The sequence below is a fragment of the Salinihabitans flavidus genome, assembly GCF_900110425.1.
GTDB classification, from domain to species: Bacteria; Pseudomonadota; Alphaproteobacteria; order Rhodobacterales; family Rhodobacteraceae; genus Salinihabitans; species Salinihabitans flavidus.
The window spans coordinates 32,824-51,715 of sequence record NZ_FODS01000017.1; the positions used below are offsets into that span (position 1 = coordinate 32,824).

14 protein-coding genes are annotated in these 18,892 nt (G+C 63.4%); 3 read left to right on the plus strand and 11 right to left on the minus strand.

The window, feature by feature from the left end:
• Positions 1-2 precede the first annotated feature (2 nt).
• The 8 genes from BMW66_RS13560 to BMW66_RS13595 all read right to left on the minus strand — a co-directional run bounded on the left by BMW66_RS13560 (position 3) and on the right by BMW66_RS13595 (position 10,355).
• Positions 3-1,979 (minus strand): heme lyase CcmF/NrfE family subunit, encoded by a 1,977-nt coding sequence (locus tag BMW66_RS13560; protein WP_093119299.1) that lies wholly within the window; start codon positions 1,977-1,979, stop codon positions 3-5.
• A gap of 104 nt (positions 1,980-2,083) precedes the next feature.
• Positions 2,084-2,644 carry a holin family protein gene (locus tag BMW66_RS13565; RefSeq protein WP_093119301.1) on the minus strand — a complete coding sequence of 187 codons (561 nt, stop codon included), beginning with the start codon at positions 2,642-2,644 and terminating at the stop codon, positions 2,084-2,086.
• Positions 2,635-3,246: a holin-associated N-acetylmuramidase gene (locus BMW66_RS13570; protein WP_093119302.1), complete on the minus strand. Its 612-nt coding sequence runs from the start codon at positions 3,244-3,246 to the stop codon at positions 2,635-2,637. The genes BMW66_RS13565 and BMW66_RS13570 overlap by 10 nt, the downstream gene beginning before the upstream one ends.
• A 265-nt stretch (positions 3,247-3,511) precedes the next feature.
• Positions 3,512-3,955: a cytochrome c maturation protein CcmE gene (gene ccmE / locus BMW66_RS13575; RefSeq protein WP_093119304.1), complete on the minus strand. Its 444-nt coding sequence runs from the start codon at positions 3,953-3,955 to the stop codon at positions 3,512-3,514.
• A 9-nt stretch (positions 3,956-3,964) separates the two neighbouring features.
• On the minus strand, positions 3,965-4,993 hold the full coding sequence (argC, locus tag BMW66_RS13580) for an N-acetyl-gamma-glutamyl-phosphate reductase (protein WP_093119305.1): 1,029 nt from the start codon (positions 4,991-4,993) through the stop codon (positions 3,965-3,967).
• Positions 4,994-5,113: 120 nt separating this feature from the next.
• Complete coding sequence (locus BMW66_RS13585) at positions 5,114-5,926, minus strand: glutamate racemase (RefSeq protein WP_093119307.1); 813 nt, start codon at positions 5,924-5,926, stop codon at positions 5,114-5,116.
• A 25-nt stretch (positions 5,927-5,951) separates the two neighbouring features.
• Positions 5,952-6,830, minus strand: a complete 879-nt coding sequence (locus BMW66_RS13590; protein ID WP_093119309.1) for a lysophospholipid acyltransferase family protein — start codon at positions 6,828-6,830, stop codon at positions 5,952-5,954.
• Between the two features lie 102 nt (positions 6,831-6,932).
• Entirely contained in the window at positions 6,933-10,355 is a 3,423-nt protein-coding gene (locus BMW66_RS13595; protein WP_093119311.1) for an indolepyruvate ferredoxin oxidoreductase family protein, read from the minus strand.
• Between the two features lie 171 nt (positions 10,356-10,526).
• Between BMW66_RS13595 and BMW66_RS13600 the strand changes: the two genes are divergently transcribed.
• Positions 10,527-11,432 carry a LysR family transcriptional regulator gene (locus tag BMW66_RS13600; RefSeq protein ID WP_093119313.1) on the plus strand — a complete coding sequence of 302 codons (906 nt, stop codon included), beginning with the start codon at positions 10,527-10,529 and terminating at the stop codon, positions 11,430-11,432.
• Between the two features lie 284 nt (positions 11,433-11,716).
• Positions 11,717-13,876, plus strand: coding sequence for a phosphoribosylformylglycinamidine synthase subunit PurL (gene purL, locus BMW66_RS13605; RefSeq protein ID WP_093119315.1), 2,160 nt, complete (start codon positions 11,717-11,719; stop codon positions 13,874-13,876).
• A gap of 32 nt (positions 13,877-13,908) precedes the next feature.
• Here the strand turns inward: purL and pgi are convergent, their stop codons facing one another.
• From pgi to zwf, 3 genes are read right to left on the minus strand one after another with little or no spacing between them, the layout of a single operon-like run.
• A complete protein-coding gene (gene pgi / locus BMW66_RS13610) occupies positions 13,909-15,519 on the minus strand; it encodes a glucose-6-phosphate isomerase (protein WP_093119317.1) in 1,611 nt (536 codons plus the stop codon).
• 4 nt (positions 15,520-15,523) lie between these two features.
• Positions 15,524-16,201 (minus strand): 6-phosphogluconolactonase, encoded by a 678-nt coding sequence (gene pgl, locus BMW66_RS13615; protein ID WP_093119318.1) that lies wholly within the window; start codon positions 16,199-16,201, stop codon positions 15,524-15,526.
• Entirely contained in the window at positions 16,198-17,649 is a 1,452-nt protein-coding gene (gene zwf, locus BMW66_RS13620; RefSeq protein WP_093119320.1) for a glucose-6-phosphate dehydrogenase, read from the minus strand. Before zwf ends, pgl begins: the two co-directional genes overlap by 4 nt.
• Positions 17,650-17,820: 171 nt before the next feature.
• On the opposite strand from zwf, the gene BMW66_RS13625 reads away from it, so the two are divergent.
• Positions 17,821-18,762, plus strand: a complete 942-nt coding sequence (locus BMW66_RS13625; RefSeq protein WP_093119321.1) for a radical SAM protein — start codon at positions 17,821-17,823, stop codon at positions 18,760-18,762.
• The last annotated feature ends 130 nt before the right edge of the window (positions 18,763-18,892 follow it).

Here is an 18,892-nt window from a genome sequence, read left to right on the forward strand (position 1 = left end):
ATTCATTCCGCCGGCACCCCCTGCGCCGGGGCGACCGGGGTCTTGCGCGCCGCGCCCGCCGCCACGCGGAACCGCCGATCTGTGAGAGACAGCGTGCCCCCCAGTGCCATCAGAAGTGCGCCGAGCCAGATCCAGTTGGTCAGCGGCTTGATATAGGTGCGCACGGTATAGCCGCCCCCGTCCTGCGCATCGCCCAGCACCACATAGACATCGCGCAGGAACCGATAATCAATCGCCGCCTCGGTCGTCGGCATCCCGGCCACCGGGTAGACCCGCTTTTCCGGATGCAGAAGTGCAATCTCCTGTCCGTCCTGGAACAATCGCACATCGCCCATGGTCGAGACATAGTTCGGCCCCTCGACCTGGCGCACACCCTCCAGTGTCAATTCAAACGCGCCCACGGTGAAGCTCTCGCCAATCCGGGCCGCGCGAATATCCTCTTCCTGCCACGCCGTCAGCCCGGCAATGCCGAGCATCGTCACACCCAGACCGGAATGGGCCACCACCCGGCCCCAGTCCGCGCGGGGCAGCCGCAGATAGCGCCCGACGTTGAAGCCCCGCCCGGCCCGGCTCCACAGATCGGTGAGCGCCCCGAACACCAGCCACGCGCCGAGGAAAAGCCCGATCGGTCCCACAAGGCTCCGCCCCGTCTGCATGGTCCATGCCAGCCCGGCGATCGCCAGCGCCAGCCCCAGCGCGGGAAACAGCGGACGGATCGCCCGGCTGATTTTCGCGCGCTTCCACGGCATCATCGCGCCGATCGGAAGCACCGCACCCAGCACCATCATGAAGGGCGTGAAGGCCATGTTGAAGAACGGCGGCCCCACGCTCAGCTTGCGGTCAAACAGCATCTCGGCCACCAGCGGCCAGATCGTGCCGACGAAGACCACGAAACAGGCCACTGCCAGCAACACGTTGTTGAGCAGCAGAACACTCTCCCGGCTGACCATCGAGAACATGCCGCGCGCCTGCAACGCCCCCGACCGGACCGCGAAAAGCGTGAGAGAGCCGCCCATGAACACGGCCAGAATCGCAAGGATATACACCCCGCGCTCCGGATCATTGGCAAAGGCATGCACGCTCGTGATCACCCCGGATCGCACGATGAAGGTTCCGATCAGGGAAAAGCCAAAAGCCATGATCGCCAGAAGAATGGTCCAGCTCTTGAGCGATTCGCGCTTTTCCACCACGATGGCCGAATGCAGCAGCGCCGCCGCGAGTAGCCACGGCATGAAGCTGGCATTCTCGACCGGGTCCCAGAACCAGAAGCCGCCCCAACCAAGCTCGTAATAGGCCCACCACGATCCCAGAGCGATCCCGATGGTCAGGAAAATCCACGCGGCGAGCGTCCACGGCCGTACCCAGCGTGCCCAGGCGGCATCCACCCGCCCCTCGATCAACGCCGCCACCGCAAAGGAAAACGACATCGAAAGCCCGACATAGCCGAGGTAAAGGAACGGTGGATGGAACGCGAGGCCGGGGTCTTGCAACAGCGGGTTGAGATCCTGCCCGTCAAAGGGCGGCATGGCCAGCCGCGTGAACGGGTTGGAGGTAAAGAGGATGAATCCGAAAAACGCCACGCCCACGGCGGCCTGCACCGCAAGCGCCCGCGCCCGCAGGCCGGGCGGCAGGTTGCCCCCGAACCATGCAAGGCAAGCCCCGAACAGCGTCAGGATCAGCACCCAAAGCAACATGGAGCCCTCGTGGTTTCCCCATGTGCCGCTGATCTTGTAGATGAGCGGCTTGAGCGAATGGGAATTGGCCACCACCAGCCGCAGCGAGAAGTCGGACCCGATAAAGGCCCATGTCAGCGCGGCAAAGGAAAACCCGGTCAGCAGAAATTGAATTTTCGCTGCAGGTTCGGCCACCGCCATCAGGGCGGGCCGCCCCGTCTGGGCACCGATCAGTGGAAGCGTGGCCTGCACGATCGCGGTGCAGGCGGCGAGGATAAGGGCAAAGTGGCCGAGTTCTACTATCATATTGCAATCTATAAGACGCCCGCCGCCCCGCGCCAATGGCAAAGGTGCCACGCGGGCGATCACATTGTCGCGGCCCGGCCATCATGCCGCTGGTCTGCGCGCTTTCACCGCTGCGCACCGCGGTCCCGCCCCCAGTCGCGCAGGGCCGGATTCGCGTCCGCCCCGGTCTCATCCTGCGCGCCTACTCTGCTGTCCGGCGTGCGCAACCCGCGCAGATCCTCGATACTCTCCACCACCTGCGGCGCGCGGCTCAGGCTGCGGGCGATGTCGCGCTGAAACGCCTGCCCCTTCGCCTGATAGCGCGCCCCGAAATAAAAGCTCACGATCACGCCAAGCAGCCACCACAGCGGCTCCGGCACAAGCGCGATACCCTGCATCCGCTCCGCGAACCATACGGGCGCGACCATCGCAGCAATGAACAGCCCGATACACCCAAGCGCCATCATCGGGCGCGGCAAACGGTTGATCCCGTCCATGATCGCGTCGAACCGCGACCGGCGTTGCCCTGCGAACTCTGCGCCGAACTGCTGCATCGCCTGCGCCCGCGCATCCGCGCCCCGCGCCGCGCCGGATTCGGCGTTTTCGCGGAAAACCTCGGCGGTTTCGCGAATCACATTGCGTCCGCCGCCGAAAACCGCCTCCACAATCGCCGCGATCAGCCCCATGCCGCGACCCTCCGCTGAAACGCGGCGTCCGACAGGTGATAGCGCGGCGCAATGAACTCCTCGGCCCGGCGGATCCAGCCGCCCTTGCCGCCCGCTCGCGTGCGGGCGTACTTGCGGCTGGCCGGACGCCTGTCGGCCAGCGCGAAGTAGTAATTGCGCCGCTCGATCCCGTAGGCATCCGCGATAAGATCGGGCGCGGCCCGCGCCGCACGCTCCGCCGCCGCGATGGTCTGCGGGCCGATCACGCCATCCACCGTCAGCGCCTCGCCCATGTCATTGAGCAGCTCTTGCAGAATCTTCACCGCGTTGGCGCCCGCGTTCACATACATGTCGAACACCGTCGCGCGCAGCACCTCGGGCAAGTCGCCGATCCGGGGTGTCTCGTAGTAATGCGCAATGAAAATGTCCCTGGCCTGCGCCCGGCTCAACCGCCGGACATCGGCCGTGCCCACATCCCCGTCGCCGTTCAGATCGACGCCAAGGCGCCGCATCGTGTGGATCGTCACGCCGTATTTCGTGGCCCCGCCGGGATCGTCCGGGTCGTTCACGAACCCGCCTTCCCGCGCCACGATCTCTTCGGCAATCTGCTCAACGCTTTTCATCGGGTCCGCCTCGCCGCTGTGATCATCGCGGCGCAGACTGGCGCAGATCGGTTAAGCGAGCCCAAGCGCGCCGCGCGTTGCATGTCCGGGGCGCGCTCCGTTCATTGCGGCCCGAGCGGCCCCCGGCACCGACGCGATGCCGACAAAATACCGACGTTATACCGACGTGGCGTTCGCGGCGTTAACCATGATCCGGCGACTCACGAAAAAGGCCCGCGCTCTGCCGGGCGCGGGCCTTTCCGAAATACGGCACAGATGGGGGTGATCAGGCGTCGGGCTCCTTGTAGACGCCTTGCTCCTTGAGCGCGTCCATCACTTCCTTCGGCATGTAGGTCTCGTCATGTTTGGCAAGGATTTCAGAGGCCTCGAAGACGCCGTTGACGTAACGCCCGGTTCCCACCATCCCCTGATTCTCGGCAAAGAGATCGGGCAGCACCCCCTTGAAGGTCACCGGCACCGATGCGCCGCCATCGGTCACCGAAAAGCGCACCGTATCGCCCTGCCCGCGCACGATGCTGCCCTCCTCCACCAGACCGCCAATCCGGAACGTCTCTCCCGGCCCCGGCGGCTCCTCCATCACCTGACTGGGCGAGCGGAAGAAGTTGATCCCGTCGCGCATGGCGTATCCAATCAGCGCGGTGGACACCAGAAGTGTCAACACCGCTACCATAATCACTTGAATTCGCCGCTTTTTTTTCAGGTTTCGCATGGTCTCTCCTCACGGGAAACAGGGCGCGAGCATGAGACCCGACGTCTCTTCCTCGCCCAGCATTAGGTTGGCATTCTGGATCGCCTGCCCGCTCGATCCCTTGGTCAGATTGTCCAGCGCGGCAATCACGATCGCCCGCCCTTCGATCCGGTCTCCCGTCACCCCGACATGGCAGAAATTGGATCCCCGCACATGCCGCGTGCTGGGCGCCTGCCCGAAGGGCAGCACTTCAACGAACGGTTCCTGCGCGTAGGAATCTCTCAGCACCTTGTGAATGGTCTTCGCATCGCCCTGCACATAGACGGTGGCAAGGATGCCGCGGTTTGCCGGGATCAGGTGCGGCGTGAATTGCACTTTCACAGGACGACCGGCCAAGACACTGAATTCCTGATCGAATTCGCCCAAATGACGGTGCGTGCCACCCACCGCGTAGGCATGATATCCCTCGCTCAACTCAGCATGTAGCAGGTTTTCCTTCAAGCTCCGCCCCGCGCCGGAGACCGCGCATTTGAGATCGAGAATGATCTGGTCGAGGTCGATCACCCCAGCGCTGATCAGCGGGCGCAGCGCATACTGCCCCGTTGCCGCGTTGCAGCCCGTCCCCGCCACAAGCCGCGCGTTGCGGATGTCCTCACGGTAAAACTCGGTCAGCCCGTAGACCGCCTCTTTCTGCAACTCCACCGCATCATGCGCCCCGCCATACCAGCGGGCATAGTCCTCCGGATCGCGCAGACGGAAATCGGCGCTCAGGTCCACCACCTTCATATCCGACGGCAGCTCGCGAATGACGGCCTGACTTGTCGCATGCGGCAGCGCACAGAAGCAAAGGTCCACGCCCCAAAAATCAATTTCTTCTATCTTACAAAGCGTTGGAAGGCAAAGGTGACGCAGATGCGGGAATACCTCAGCCATCTCCTGCCCGGCCTTGCGGTCCGCGCTCATCGCGACGATCTCCATCGCTGGATGGGTGGCGATCAGCCGGACAAGCTCCGCGCCGGTATAGCCGCTGGCGCCCAGAATTGCGATCTTGTGTGTCATCTCGTCATGGTCTTTCGGATCGGTGCGGCTGCAAGCCCTGCTGGCCGGGCCGCCTGAGTATTTACATAAGAACAAAGGGCAAAGTCGATAGGGCGCAGATTGTCCCACCCAACCGATTTGTCATGCCGCCTCAAAGGTGATCTGTCGTCGCATGAATTGTGTCGCGCGTTCCGACACCTTTCGCGGATTGCCGGTCGTCAGGAATTTCGCCTGCGTACCCGGCCCGATCATCCCGGGATGGCGCGTCAGGTAATCGGCAAGGCTCTCGGCCACCAACCCAGCCTGCGAATAGACCGTAACCTCCGGGCCAAGCGCCTCCTGAAACACGTCCTGCATGAGCGGGTAATGCGTGCACCCCAGAATGGCGGCTTCCGGATGCGGCATCTTCCGCTTGAGCGCCTCCACATGGCTGCGCACCAGCGCCTCGGCGAGGATCATGTCGCCTTCCTCGATGGCATCCACCACCCCGCCACAGCTTTGCGCCTCCACGTCGACACCGATGGCGCGAAAGGCCAGTTCCCGTTGAAACGCGCGGCTTGAGACGGTGGCAGGCGTGGCAAAAAGTGCGACATGTTTCACCGCCACCTCCCGCGGCGGGGAGTTGTCGCCCCATTGCCGTTCGGTCAGCGCCTCGATCAACGGCACGAACACGCCGAGCACGCGCTTGTCGCGGGGCACGAAATTTTCCTGCATCCGCCGCAGCGCTGCGGCGCTCGCCGTATTGCAGGCCAGAATCACAAGGTCGCACCCCTCCTGCCAGAGTCGGCTTACCCCGGCCTTGGTCAGCTCATGGATGTCATCGGCGCCGCGCACGCCATAGGGCGCATGAGCGCTGTCGCCGTAATAGACAAACGGCACCTCTGGCAGACGCTTTGAGACCGCATCCAGCACCGTCAGCCCGCCAAGGCCACTGTCGAAGAGTCCAACCGCCATGTTCCGCCTGCTCTTTTCCGGGGTTTCAGTTCCGGTATCTGTCCTCGAATTCGAACCCGTAGAGCGCATCGCCCGGCGGTTTCGGTGACAGAGCATAGGTTTCCCGCCGCAGGAAGTCCATCAACGCCTTGCTGTCTCCGGCGCGGGCGTTCAGTTTCTCGGCTGCGATCGGCTCTCCGATCACGACCCGGACAGGCGTATCCACCCGCTTTTTGAATTCTCGGAGCAGGAACCCCATGCGCAGCATTGCATGCAGATGGCTGGCGATCTGGAACAGGCGGCTTGTGTGTCCGTCGAAATAGACCGGCACAACAGCCGCGCCCGACCGTGCCAACATCCGCGCCGTGAACCCGCGCCAGCCGGGATCGAGCGGGCGGCCAAAGGGGGTTTGCGCCGTGCTCACGGTGCCGCCGGGAAAGATGCCGATCGCCCCGCCTGCCCGCAGATACTCCAGCGCCACGCGGCGCGTCTCAAGGTTGCGCATTGCCGCCGCCTTGTCGTCGTCGAAGCTCACCGGAAGAACAACACGGTTCAGATCCTCCGCTTTGCGGAACACCTGATGAGCGAGAATACGGAAATCGCCGCGCGCCCGTGACAGGATATGGCCCAGCATCAGCCCGTCGAGAATGCCGTATGGGTGATTGGCAATCATCAGAAGCGGCCCCTTTGCCGGAATAGTGTCCAGCGATCCGCCCATGACCTCCAGCGTGAGTCCATAGCGTTCGGTCATCACCTGCCAGAAATCCCGCCCGGACGCGATCTCCCGCTCGTAGCCCTCCGCCCGCTTGATGAGAGAGATCCGCCCGGTGGCATTCTCCATCATCCGGATCATCGCCCGCCCGCCTCGCGTTTCCGCCGAATGGGCATAGCTGATCTCGCGGGCGATCCCGGACTGCATTCGCATGGTCGACCTCATCTGCTGCGCGCTCTAAATGCGCCCAAGAGGATAGGCCAGTGCCTGTAACAGCATGATGACCACGGGCCAGTTCGTGCGCAGCGACAGGCGCTATTCCGCCGCCTGCGGCACCTCGCCCCCGCTTCGCAGCGCGCTGAGAAGTTCCTCACGCCTCTTGGCCGCCTTGGTCTCGTTGCCGGCCTTGACGGGTCCGAAGCCACGTATTGACAGCGGCAATTCGGCGAGTGCTATCGCCGCGTCATGGGCCGTGTCGCCCTGACCCGGCAGAACGTCATTCATGTCGCTTTCATACTGTCGGATGAGCGCGCGTTCCATCCTGCGCTCCGCACCATACCCGAAGGGATCAAACGGCGTGCCGCGCAGGTGCTTCATCCGCGCCAGAAGCGGGAAGAGATGACCCACCCATGCACCGAACTCACGCTTTTTCGGGCGTCCGTCAGGTCCGGTCTTACCAAGCATGGGCGGCGCGAGGTGGTATTTCATCTTGAAATCGCCCTCGAAGACCTCCTCGGCCTTGGCACGGCTTTCCAGATGCAGGCGCGCGACTTCGTACTCGTCCTTGTACGTCAGCAGCTTGTGATAGCCTTTCGCCACCGCCTCTTTCAGACGCGGGTCGGCGATTCCATCCAGCATCCTGCGATAGCGTTTCGCAAGCCGCTTGCCCTGATACTTCACAAGGTGATCGGCACGAAAGGCGATCCTTTCGTCAAGTGTCTTTGGTTTACCGACCACATTGGGCGTTACAATCCGTTCGGCCTCCTGCGGGTGGAGAACGGCCCAGCGACCAATGGCAAAGGCGCGCAGATTGCCATCCACCGCCGCACCGTTGAGGCGGATCGCCTCTTCGATGGCCTCGCGGCTGACCGGGACATAGCCCTGCTGCCAGGCCGCGCCGAACACGATCGTGTTGGAAAAGATCGAATCGCCAAGCGCCACGCGCGCCAGTTCCGAGGCATCGAACAGCGCCACCCGTTCTTTCAACCGCGCCTGAAGAGCAAGCTCCAACTGCCCTGTCGGAATGCGAAATTCCGTGTTGCGGGTGAACTCTCCGGTGACGATCTCATGGCTGTTGACCACAGCCCCCGTCCGACCCGCGCGGGTCAGGCCAAGCGTCTTGGCCCCCGCGCTGACCACCAGATCTCCCCCGATGAGCGCGTCTGCCTCCCCCGTGGCGACGCGGATCGCGGAAATATCCTCGGGCCGTTCGGCCAGACGGCAGTGGATATGCACCGCGCCGCCCTTCTGGGCCAGACCGGCCATCTCCATCATCCCGGCCGCCTTGCCGTCGATCTGCGCCGCCTGCGCCAGCACCGCGCCGATGGTCACGACCCCGGTGCCTCCCACGCCGGTGATCACCACGTTATGCGTATCCACGATAGTCGCGATCTCCGGCTCCGGCATGTCGTCGGGAAGGTCGATGTCGGCTGTCGCCTGCTTGCGGATCTTCGCCCCCTCAAGGGTGAGGAACGACGGACAAAACCCCTTCAGGCAAGAGAAATCCTTGTTGCACGCCGATTGATCGATGGCCCGCTTCCGGCCCAGCTCGGTTTCTTCCGGCACGATCGCGATGCAGTTCGACTGCACCCCGCAATCGCCACACCCCTCGCAGACATCGGTATTGATGAACACCCGGCGATCCGGGTCGGGGAAACTGCCGCGCTTGCGTCTGCGCCGCTTTTCCGCGGCGCAGGTCTGAACATAAAGAATTGCGGATACACCTTTGACATCACGTATTTTTTCCTGAACGTCCGGAAGCGCGTCGCGGGGCTGCATGGTCACGCCTTTGGGAAAGGCGTCGTGGTCGATATCTTCCTTGTCGTCATAGACGACCGCGACCTGCTTCACGCCCATGGCCACCAGTTCGCGCGCGATATGCGGCGCGTCCAACCCACCCTCGTTGGGCTGCCCGCCGGTCATCGCCACCGCATCGTTGTAGAGGATCTTGTAGGTGATGTTGGTGCCCGCGGCGAGCGCGGCGCGGATCGCCTGAATGCCGGAATGGTTATAGGTGCCATCGCCGAGATTCTGGAACACATGCTCGGTGTTCGAAAACGGCGCCTCCCCGATCCAGTTCGCGCCCTCGCCGCCCATGTGGGTGAACCCGGTGGTCTCCCGGTCCATCCACTGCACCATGTAATGGCAGCCGATCCCGGCATAGGCGCGGCTCCCCTCCGGCACCTTGGTCGAGGTGTTGTGCGGGCACCCGGCGCAGAAATGCGGGATGCGCGTGGCGATCTCCTGCGCATTGTCGGCGCGGCGCGCATCGGCCAGTTCGGACAGCCCCGCCTTGATCCGGTCGGTGCCGCGCCCCTCTTCCACGAAGATACCGCCCAGTTTCTCGGCGATCAGGATCGGATCGAGCGCCCCGCGCGTCGGGAAAAGCTCTTCACCGTGCATGGACCCCGCACCGCCACCCTTGTGCCAGCCATAAACGCGGCGCCCTTGCTGATTGTCGAAGATCGCTTCCTTGATCTGCACCTCGATCAGTTTGCGCTTTTCCTCGACCACAACGATCAGGTCGAGCCCTTCGGCCCAGTCGTAAAACCCCTTCATGTCGAGCGGGAAGGTCTGCCCCACCTTGTAGGTGGTCACCCCGAGCCGTTCGGCCTCGGCCTCGTCGATCCCCAGCAGGCTCAGCGCGTGCACCAGATCGAGCCAGTTCTTGCCCGCCGCGACCAGTCCGATCTTCGCCCCAGGCTTGCCCCACATGCGCTTGTCCATCCGGTTGGCATGGGAGAACGCCTCTGCGGCATAGCGTTTGTAATCGATCATCCGCGCTTCCTGCGCGTGCGGGGTGTCGATCAGCCGGATGTTCAGCCCGCCCTCGGGCAGGTCGATCACCGGGTTCACAAGCTGCATCCGCTGCGGATCGCCATCGACGACCGCCGTGGCCTCGATCGTGTCCTTCATCGTCTTGAGCCCGACCCAGACCCCGGCAAAGCGCGACAGCGCATAGCCGTAGATCCCGTAGTCGAGGATTTCCTGCACCCCTGCGGGGCTGACAACCGGCATATAGGCATCGACCATCGCCCATTCGGACTGATGCAGAACGGTCGAACTTTCGCCGGTATGGTCGTCCCCCATCGCCATGAGCACGCCGCCATTGGGCGAGGTGCCGGCCATATTGGCATGGCGCATCACGTCACCAGAGCGGTCCACCCCCGGCCCCTTGCCATACCAGAGCCCGAAAACCCCGTCATACTTGCCCTCGCCGCGCAGTTCAGCCTGCTGGCTGCCCCAGAGCGCGGTCGCTGCCAGATCCTCGTTGAGCCCCGGCTGAAACGTAACTTGCGACTCGGTCAGAACCTTCTGCGCGCGGGTCATCATGCTGTCCACCGCCCCGAGGGGAGAGCCGCGATAGCCCGTGACATAGCCGGCGGTATTGAGCCCCGCCGCCTCGTCGCGCGCCCGCTGCGCCAGCATCAGCCGCACCAGCGCCTGCGTGCCGTTCAGAAGAACCGGCGATTTCGTCAGGTCGTAGCGGTCGTTGAGCGATACTTTCTGGATGCTCATCTGGCGCCTCCCTTCGCTTGATGATGTCATGGGCAGTATAGCGCGATATTAGGTCACAATAACTGACCAACCAAGGAAAAACTGCCCTGCGATCCCGAAATCGTGACTGTACAGGTTCCGTTATTGCGCTGATTCCCGTAAGCAAGCCAAAGGGACAGGAAAGTTGCCGGAATGGATTGGGACAAGCTCAGAATATTTCACGCCGTGGCCGACGCGGGTAGCCTCACCCACGCCGGTGAAACGCTGCATCTGTCGCAATCGGCCGTGTCGCGGCAGATTCGCGCGCTTGAGGAATCGCTCAACACGACGTTGTTCCATCGCCATGCGCGGGGTCTGATTCTCACAGAGCAGGGAGAGCTGCTGTTCGACGCCACCACTGCCATGCTCAAGCGCCTCGACGCCGCCGCCGCGCGCATCCGCGACAGCGAGGACGAGGTGTTCGGCGAGTTGCGCGTGACGACCACGATCGGATTCGGCACGCTCTGGCTCGCGCCGCGCCTGCCCAAGCTCTATGAGAAGTATCCCGATCTGAAGATCGACCTGATGCTGGAAGAGCGCGTGCTGGACCTGCCCATGCGAGAGGCAGATCTGGCGATCCGCATGAAGGAACCAAGCCAGGCCGACCTCATCCGCAAACGTCTAATGGGCGTGCGCATGCGGCTCTACGCCTCGCCCGACTATCTTGCGCGCCGGGGTATCCCCGAGACGCTGGAAGACATCAGCAAACATCGCCTGATCTGCCAGAATCCAAACTCGGCGCAGGTCGGCGCGGGTGCCTCCATGGTGCAGGAACTCATGTCTTATGACATTCCGTCCCTGCTGACCGTGAACAACTATTTCGGTGTGTTGCAGGCGGTTCTGCACGATCTCGGAATCGGGGTTCTTCCCGACTATCTGATTCAGGACTTTCCCGACCTCGTGCGCGTGCTGCCGGACTATGAATCCATCGAAGTGCCGGTTTTCCTCGCTTACCCCGAGGAACTGCGCCATTCCAAGCGGATCGCCGCCTTCCGTGATTTCGTGCAGGATGAAATTATTACACATCGCAAGTTACTCAAGGAAAAGGGTAAAACCTGATTTCTCCTCGCCATGCGTCAGGTGCATAGCGGGCATGTCGCGTATACGGCATTCTTTCTCTTGAACGTTTCAACGTTGACGCATAATTCAGCTTCCGAAGATGTTGGTTGCTGAAAAGCGCATCATCTTCATACCTCCCTGTTGGACTATGGCCGAGCTTATTAGCTCGGCCTTTTTTTGCGCGCCCCGCATCGTGCCCCGGCTCCCCCGGCGCCCCCCTTCCCCCTTTCCCCTCAACCATCTATAGACGCGGCAACACTGGCCATCCCGGGGGAATTCGCCACATGCAGGAACCAGCCATCACCGAAGAGTTGATCGCCGCCCACGGTCTCAAACCCGACGAATACGCGCGTATCCTCGACATCATGGGCCGAGAGCCGACCTTCACGGAGCTTGGCATCTTTTCGGCCATGTGGAATGAGCATTGTTCCTACAAGAGTTCCAAGAGGTGGCTGCGCACCCTGCCCACCACCGGTCCGCAGGTGATCTGCGGCCCCGGAGAGAATGCGGGAATCGTCGATATCGGCGATAATCAGGCCGTCGTCTTCAAGATGGAAAGCCACAACCACCCCTCCTACATCGAACCCTATCAGGGGGCGGCCACGGGTGTCGGAGGCATTCTGCGCGATGTTTTCACGATGGGCGCGCGCCCCGTCGCCGCGATGAACTCCCTGTCCTTCGGCGAGATCACTCACCCCAAGACGCGCCAGCTCGTCAATGGCGTGGTCGAGGGGATCGGCGGCTATGGCAACTGCTTCGGCGTGCCCACCGTGGGCGGAGAGGTGCGCTTTCACGCTGCCTATAACGGCAACTGCCTTGTCAACGCCTTTGCCGCGGGCCTCGTGGACGCCGACAAGATCTTCTACTCCGCCGCCTCGGGCGTGGGCATGCCTGTGGTCTATCTTGGCGCGAAAACCGGGCGCGACGGTGTCGGGGGCGCCACAATGGCCAGCGCCGAGTTCGACGAGAGCATCGAGGAAAAGCGCCCAACCGTGCAGGTGGGCGATCCCTTCACCGAAAAACGCCTTATGGAGGCGACGCTGGAGCTGATGGCGACTGGCGCGGTGATCTCGATTCAGGACATGGGCGCGGCCGGGCTGACCTGTTCGGCCGTCGAGATGGGCGACAAGGGCGGTCTGGGCGTCAAGCTCCACCTCGAACGTGTGCCGCAGCGCGAAGAGGGCATGACCGCCTACGAGATGATGCTGTCGGAATCGCAGGAACGCATGCTCATGGTCCTGCGCCCGGAAAAAGAGGAGGAGGCGCGGGCCGTCTTCGACAAATGGGATCTCGATTTTGCCATCGTCGGCGAAACCATCCCCGAGGATCGCTTTCTCATCCTGCACAACAATGTGGTGAAGGCCGATCTGCCGCTGGCCACCCTGTCGGGCTCCGCGCCCGAATACGACCGCCCCTGGGTCGAGACGCCCGCGCCAGAGCCGCTTCCGGATCTGCCGGGGATTGACCCGGTGGATGGGCTGCGCGCGCTGATCTCCTCGCCCAACTACGCCGCGAAACAATGGGTCTATGACCAGTATGACAGCATGGTCATGGCCGACACGGTGCGCGGCCCCGGTCTCGGCGCTGGGATCATCCGGATTCACGGCACCGACAAGAAGCTCGCCTTCACATCGGACGTGACCCCGCGGTACGTGCGCGCCAATCCCTTCGAGGGCGGCAAACAGGCCGTGGCGGAGGCGTTCCGCAACCTTTGCGCAATGGGGGCAAAACCGCTGGCCTCGACCGACAACCTCAATTTCGGCAACCCCGAAAAGCCCGAGATCATGGGGCAGTTCGTGGGCGCCATCAAGGGGATCGGCGCGGCGGTGTCCGCGCTTGACATGCCCATCGTATCTGGCAACGTCTCGCTCTACAATGAAACCGACGGTCAGGGCATCCTGCCCACGCCGACGATCGGCGCCGTGGGCCTGATCGCCGCCGATGAAGAGCCGATCATCGGCGAGGTGCGCGACGGTCATGTTGCCGTTCTCGTCGGGGAGACATCGGGCCATCTTGGTCAGTCCGCCCTTCTCCACGAGGTGTTCAACCGCGAGGATGGCGATGCCCCTCATGTCGATCTGGACGCGGAACGGCGCAACGGCGATTTCATCCGCGCCAACCGGGAGTTGATCAAGGCCTGCACCGATCTGTCGGACGGTGGGCTCGCGCTCGCGGCGTTCGAAATGGCCGAGTCCGCAGGTGTGGGCGTTTACCTTGATACCGCCGACACCGCGACACTCTTCGGAGAGGATCAGGCGCGCTATCTCGTGGCCTGCAATTTCGATCAGGCCGAGGCGCTGATGATCGCCGCCGGTCGCGCCGGGGTGCCGATTTCATCGGTCGGGCGCTTCACCGGAAGCACCGTGCGCTTCGGAAGGTCCGAGGCGCCGCTGTCAGAGCTGGCAGAGATCTACCGCAGCAGCTTCGCCGCCGCGCTGGCCTGACGCGCGAACCACTCCCACAGGGGCCTGTCGGCTTACTCCCCCGTTCGCGGTGTCCTGATCCGGTCCAACAGGAACCGCGTTGATCCATCCCAGCGGTCCGGTGCTGTCTCGCCCCGCACCGCGGGCAGGATGGCACCGGCCAGTTCCTTGCCAAGTTCGACGCCCCATTGATCAAAGGAGTTGATCCCAAGCACGACCCCTTCGACAAACACCCGATGTTCATACAGAGCGACAATCTGGCCCAGCACATAGGGTGTGAGCTTTGGATACAGAAGCGTTGTCGAGGGCCGGTTGCCCGTAAAAACCCGGTGCCGCGCCAGCCTGTCGAGTGTCTTGCCGCTCAGCCCCCATGCCTCCACCTGACCGCGTGCGGTCTCCAGATCCCGCCCGGTCATGAGCGCCTTTGACTGTGCAAGGCAGTGCGCCACAAGGATCTCATGATGATCGACCAGATCCGCCTCATGCCCTTCCGCGCCCAGAAGGAACTCGCAGGGCACCACCTCCGTGCCCTGATGCAGAAGCTGGAAGAACGCGTGCTGCCCGTTGGTCCCGGCATCGCCCCAGACCACCGGCCCGCTGTCCGACTCAAGCGCGCTGCCATCCATCGCCACGCGCTTGCCGTTCGATTCCATCTCAAGCTGCTGAAGATAGGCCGGCAGCCGCTCAAGCCGCTGCTCATAGGGGATCACCGCGCGGGTAGCATGACCGCAGATCTGACGGTGCCACAACCCCACGAGCGCCAGCATCACCGGCATGTTCCGCTCTGGCTCCGCGCTCTGGAAATGCGCATCCATCGCCTGCCCGCCCTTCAGGAAGTCGAAGAAGGCATCCGGGCCGATGGAGATCATCAGCGACAGCCCGATCGGCCCCCACACCGAATACCGCCCCCCCACCCAGTCGCCAAAGCCGAACATTCGCTCTGGCGGAATACCGAAGGCGGCAACCTCTTCCTTGGCGGTGGAGATCGCCGCGAACTGCTGCGCCGGATCCTTGACGGCACGCGCCATCCACGCGCGCACCGCGCAGGCATTGGCCATCGTTTCCTGCGTGGTAAAGCTCTTGGAGGCCACAAGCACCAGCGTGCGCGCCGGATCCAGGCCGCCGAGTGTATCGGTCAGGTCGGCGCCGTCGACATTGGAGATGAAATGACAGCGCGGCCCGTCGTGATAGGGCTTCAGAGCCCGCACCGCCATCGACGGGCCCAGATCCGAGCCCCCGATACCGATATTGACCACATCCGTGATCCGCCCCCCCTGCCCAGCGATCCGCCCGTCGCGAACATCGGCGGCAAAGTCGGCCATACGTTCAAGCGTCGCGCGCACGCCGGGCATCACGTCCTGCCCGTCCACCGTGACCGGATCGCCGTCGAGATTGCGCAACGCCGTATGCAGCACCGCGCGCCCCTCGGTCGCGTTGATCGGTGCGCCACTGAACATCGCCGCGCGCCGCCCGGCCACATCAGCAGTTTCGGTCAACGCCACAAGCGCCCGGCGCGTATCCGTGTCGATATTCGTCTTGGAGTAATCAAAAAGAAGACCGTCATGAGAAACGGAAAAATCCTGCGCCCGCCCGTCTTCGGCAAACAGATCCAGGATCCGGCGCTCAAGGCTCTCGCGATGGCACCGCTTCAACGCGTCATTCATACACTCACTCCGTCCAGTGAACCGTGGTCCCGCCCAGAACCGCCTGCACCGGCGCCTCCTCCGGCGGAAGTTTCAGGGCCCGTTCAAGCGCGGCGCGCTTCTCGTCCCCGGAAATCAGCAAATGCTTGGACAGCGCGCCATTGAGCACCCGCGCGGTCAGCGTCACGCGCGCTTCCTGGCGGCTCGGCTCACGCACCGCCATCAGGATCGGCGCGTCGGGCGCCAGCGCCTGCTCCAGCCCCTCCATCCCCGGAAACAGAGAGGCCACATGCATGTCCGGGCCCATCCCCATCAGCGCCACCGCGATGGGCAGCTCCGGCCCGATCATCGATTCCAGTTCGGCCAGAACCTCCTCGGGCTCATGCGCAGCCGTGTAAAGCGGCAGGAACCGAGCCGCTGCGGCGCGCGCGGTCAGAAGCCGCTCTTTCACCAGCCGCGTGTTGGAGCACGGATCGTCCTCGGGCACCCAGCGTTCGTCGGTCAGTACGACGTCGATCCGCTCCCATTCCAGGTCGGCGGCGCACAGATCGTCGAACACCGGCCCCGGGCTCGTGCCCCCCGGCACCGCCAGTAACACACGCGCGCTTTCGTCCTGCATCAGCGCACTGTTCAATTCCCCGGCGATCGTGTTGGCCAGGTCAATGGCGAGCATCTCCTCATCGGGATAGGTCTCCAGTTTCATGAACCGATCTCCCTCCATTCGCGCCCGTCCCGGCGGATCAGCATCGCGGCATCATCCGGTCCGGCGGAGTAGGCATCATAGGGTTTAGGGGCGTCCCCGCGCGATTCCCAGCCCCGAATCACCGGGTCGGTCCAGGCCCATGCCGCCTCGACCTCGTCGTCGCGCATGAACAGGGTCTGGTTGCCCCGGATCACATCCATGATCAGCCGCTCATAGGCATCCGGCGCGTCAGCGTCCGAACCCAGCGCCTCGGCGAAACTCATGTCGAGCGGGACGTCCACAAGTCGCATGCCCCCCGGTCCCGGATCCTTGATCGTCACCTTGAGCGTGATCCCCTCATCGGGCTGCAACTTGATCCGCAACTCGTTGCGGTGCCGACCCGCCTCTGGCCCGAAAATCGAATGCGGCGCGTCCTTGAACACCACCGTGATCTGGCTGTCGCGCGCACGAAGCCGTTTGCCCGTGCGCAGGTAGAACGGTGTGCCCGCCCACCGCCAGTTGCTCAGATGACACTTGAGCGCGATGAAGCTCTCGGTTCTTGATCTGGGATTGTCCACATCCTCGCGATAGCTGGCAACGCCTTCCGCGGCGGTATACTGCCCGCGCACGATGTGGTGCGGCTCCACCGGGTCGAGCGCGCGGATCACCTTGAGCTTCTCGTCCCGCACCGTGTCGGGCTCGAATTTCGCGGGCGGCTCCATCGCGATGAGACACAAAAGCTGCATCAGATGATTCTGCACCATGTCGCGCATGGCGCCCGCCTTCTCGTAGAACGCGGCGCGGCCGGCCACGCCCACGCGCTCAGCAACCGTGATCTGGATGTGATCGACATACTGCGAATTCCACAGCGGCTCGAACAGCATGTTGCCGAAGCGCACCGCCATCAGGTTCTGAACCGTTTCCTTGCCGAGGTAATGGTCAATCCGATAGATCTGGCGCTCGTTGAATCGGGCCGCCAGCGCCGCATTCAGCGCCTGCGCGCTCTCAAGGTCGTGACCGAATGGCTTTTCCACGACAATCCGGCTACCGGCATCGGTCAGCCCACCCCCGGCCAAACGCTCCGCCAGATCCCCGAACAAGCTCGGCCCGACGGAGAAGTAAAACGCCCGAAGCCGCCCCGGATGCAGCCGCGCGGCAAGATCGGCCCAACCCCGCTCTCCCTGCGCATCCAGAGAAATGTAATCCAGCAGCTCCAGAAACTCATTCAAGCCACAAATACTGCACTCTTCGCGTTTGCTGAACTCATGGATGGCGCTGGCGACGAACTCCCGGTAGCCCTGTTGGCCGATCTCGCTCCGACCGGCGCCGATAATCTCGGTCTCGGATGGAATCTGCCCCGCACAGAACCGCCGGAACAGTCCCGGCAGGATCTTGCGCCGCGCCAGATCCCCGGTGCCACCGAAGATGATCAGGTCGAAAGGATCGACGGGAATGACTCGCGAAACCATGAATTCCTCTTGCCCGTGCGTGGTTTACCCCGCTCAACGCGGGCCGCATCACGCCTTGCAGCCCAACTCTAGCAGCAATCGCTGCCATCACAACTCCGTCAAAGGTGCCAAAGCGGGTTTTGTGTTCTTCCCCAATTGACTACCAAGACGCCATAGACAGAAGAGGATACGATGAAAGACATCGCCAATACCGGAAAGTTCAACGACCGTTTCGTGACCGCCGACGGTCAGGATCGTGCCTCCGTGCCGCTCAGCGACCCGCAGACACTCTGGTTCAATACCGGGACCTTGTGCAACATCGAATGCAACAACTGCTACATCCTCAGTTCTCCCACGAACGACGCGCTGGTCTATATCACCCCCGATGAGGTCAGCGCCTATCTCGATCAACTCGAATCCCGCGACTGGCGCGTGCGTGAGATCGGCTTTACCGGCGGGGAGCCGTTCATGAACCCCGACATGATCGAAATGGCCCGACGGTCTCTGGCGCGCGGCTATGAGGTTCTGATCCTGACCAACGCAATGCGCCCGATGATGCGCCCGAAGGTGCAGGAGGGTCTGCGCGCCCTTCAGGCGGAGTTCGGCGACAGGCTCACGCTCCGAATCTCGCTCGATCACTGGCAGGCGGAGGTGCATGACGCCGAACGCGGCGCGGGCAGCTTCGCCCGCACGCTCGCCGGAATGCGCTGGCTGCGCGATGCGGGTTTGCGCATGACGGTGGCGGGCCGCAGCCTCTGGCACGAGGGCGAAGCCAAGGCGCGCGCCGCCTATGCCCGGCTCTACACTGAAAACGGCTTTGCCATCGACGCCGAAGATCCGGCGCAAACCGTGCTGTTTCCCGAAATGGACGAGACGGTGGACGTGCCCGAGATCACGACCGGATGCTGGGACATCCTCGGGAAATCCCAGTCCGACGTGATGTGTTCCAGCTCGCGCATGGTGGTTAAGCGCAAAGGCGCCGCGCGGCCCGCCGTGATCGCCTGCACCCTGCTGCCCTACACCCCGGAATTCGAGCTTGGCGAAACGCTTGCCGAGGCCGAGGGAGAGGTGCGTCTCAATCATCCCCACTGCGCGAAGTTCTGTGTGCTGGGCGGGGCAAGCTGCTCGTCCTGAACGGTGCGTTCGGCGCCTCCGCGCCGCAAGCGGTTCTCCCAACAGTGCGGCACGTTAACCGGCTCGGCTCATGCAAGGCCGGAAAACGATGCCGACGCGATACCGACAAAATACCGACGTTATACCGACG

What these genes read in the sequence shown, in the direction of transcription:
- pgl (WP_093119318.1), bottom strand. Translation starts at nt 16,201, where the DNA reads ATGAAACTGGAGACCTATCCCGATGAGGAGATGCTCGCCATTGACCTG.
- argC (WP_093119305.1), bottom strand. Translation starts at nt 4,993, where the DNA reads ATGACACACAAGATCGCAATTCTGGGCGCCAGCGGCTATACCGGCGCG.
- pgi (WP_093119317.1), bottom strand. Translation starts at nt 15,519, where the DNA reads ATGAATGACGCGTTGAAGCGGTGCCATCGCGAGAGCCTTGAGCGCCGG.
- ccmE (WP_093119304.1), bottom strand. Translation starts at nt 3,955, where the DNA reads ATGCGAAACCTGAAAAAAAAGCGGCGAATTCAAGTGATTATGGTAGCG.
- BMW66_RS13585 (WP_093119307.1), bottom strand. Translation starts at nt 5,926, where the DNA reads ATGGCGGTTGGACTCTTCGACAGTGGCCTTGGCGGGCTGACGGTGCTG.
- BMW66_RS13565 (WP_093119301.1), bottom strand. Translation starts at nt 2,644, where the DNA reads ATGGGGCTGATCGCGGCGATTGTGGAGGCGGTTTTCGGCGGCGGACGC.
- BMW66_RS13590 (WP_093119309.1), bottom strand. Translation starts at nt 6,830, where the DNA reads ATGCGAATGCAGTCCGGGATCGCCCGCGAGATCAGCTATGCCCATTCG.
- BMW66_RS13560 (WP_093119299.1), bottom strand. Translation starts at nt 1,979, where the DNA reads ATGATAGTAGAACTCGGCCACTTTGCCCTTATCCTCGCCGCCTGCACC.
- BMW66_RS13570 (WP_093119302.1), bottom strand. Translation starts at nt 3,246, where the DNA reads ATGAAAAGCGTTGAGCAGATTGCCGAAGAGATCGTGGCGCGGGAAGGC.
- BMW66_RS13625 (WP_093119321.1), top strand. Translation starts at nt 17,821, where the DNA reads ATGAAAGACATCGCCAATACCGGAAAGTTCAACGACCGTTTCGTGACC.
- zwf (WP_093119320.1), bottom strand. Translation starts at nt 17,649, where the DNA reads ATGGTTTCGCGAGTCATTCCCGTCGATCCTTTCGACCTGATCATCTTC.
- BMW66_RS13595 (WP_093119311.1), bottom strand. Translation starts at nt 10,355, where the DNA reads ATGAGCATCCAGAAAGTATCGCTCAACGACCGCTACGACCTGACGAAA.
- BMW66_RS13600 (WP_093119313.1), top strand. Translation starts at nt 10,527, where the DNA reads ATGGATTGGGACAAGCTCAGAATATTTCACGCCGTGGCCGACGCGGGT.
- purL (WP_093119315.1), top strand. Translation starts at nt 11,717, where the DNA reads ATGCAGGAACCAGCCATCACCGAAGAGTTGATCGCCGCCCACGGTCTC.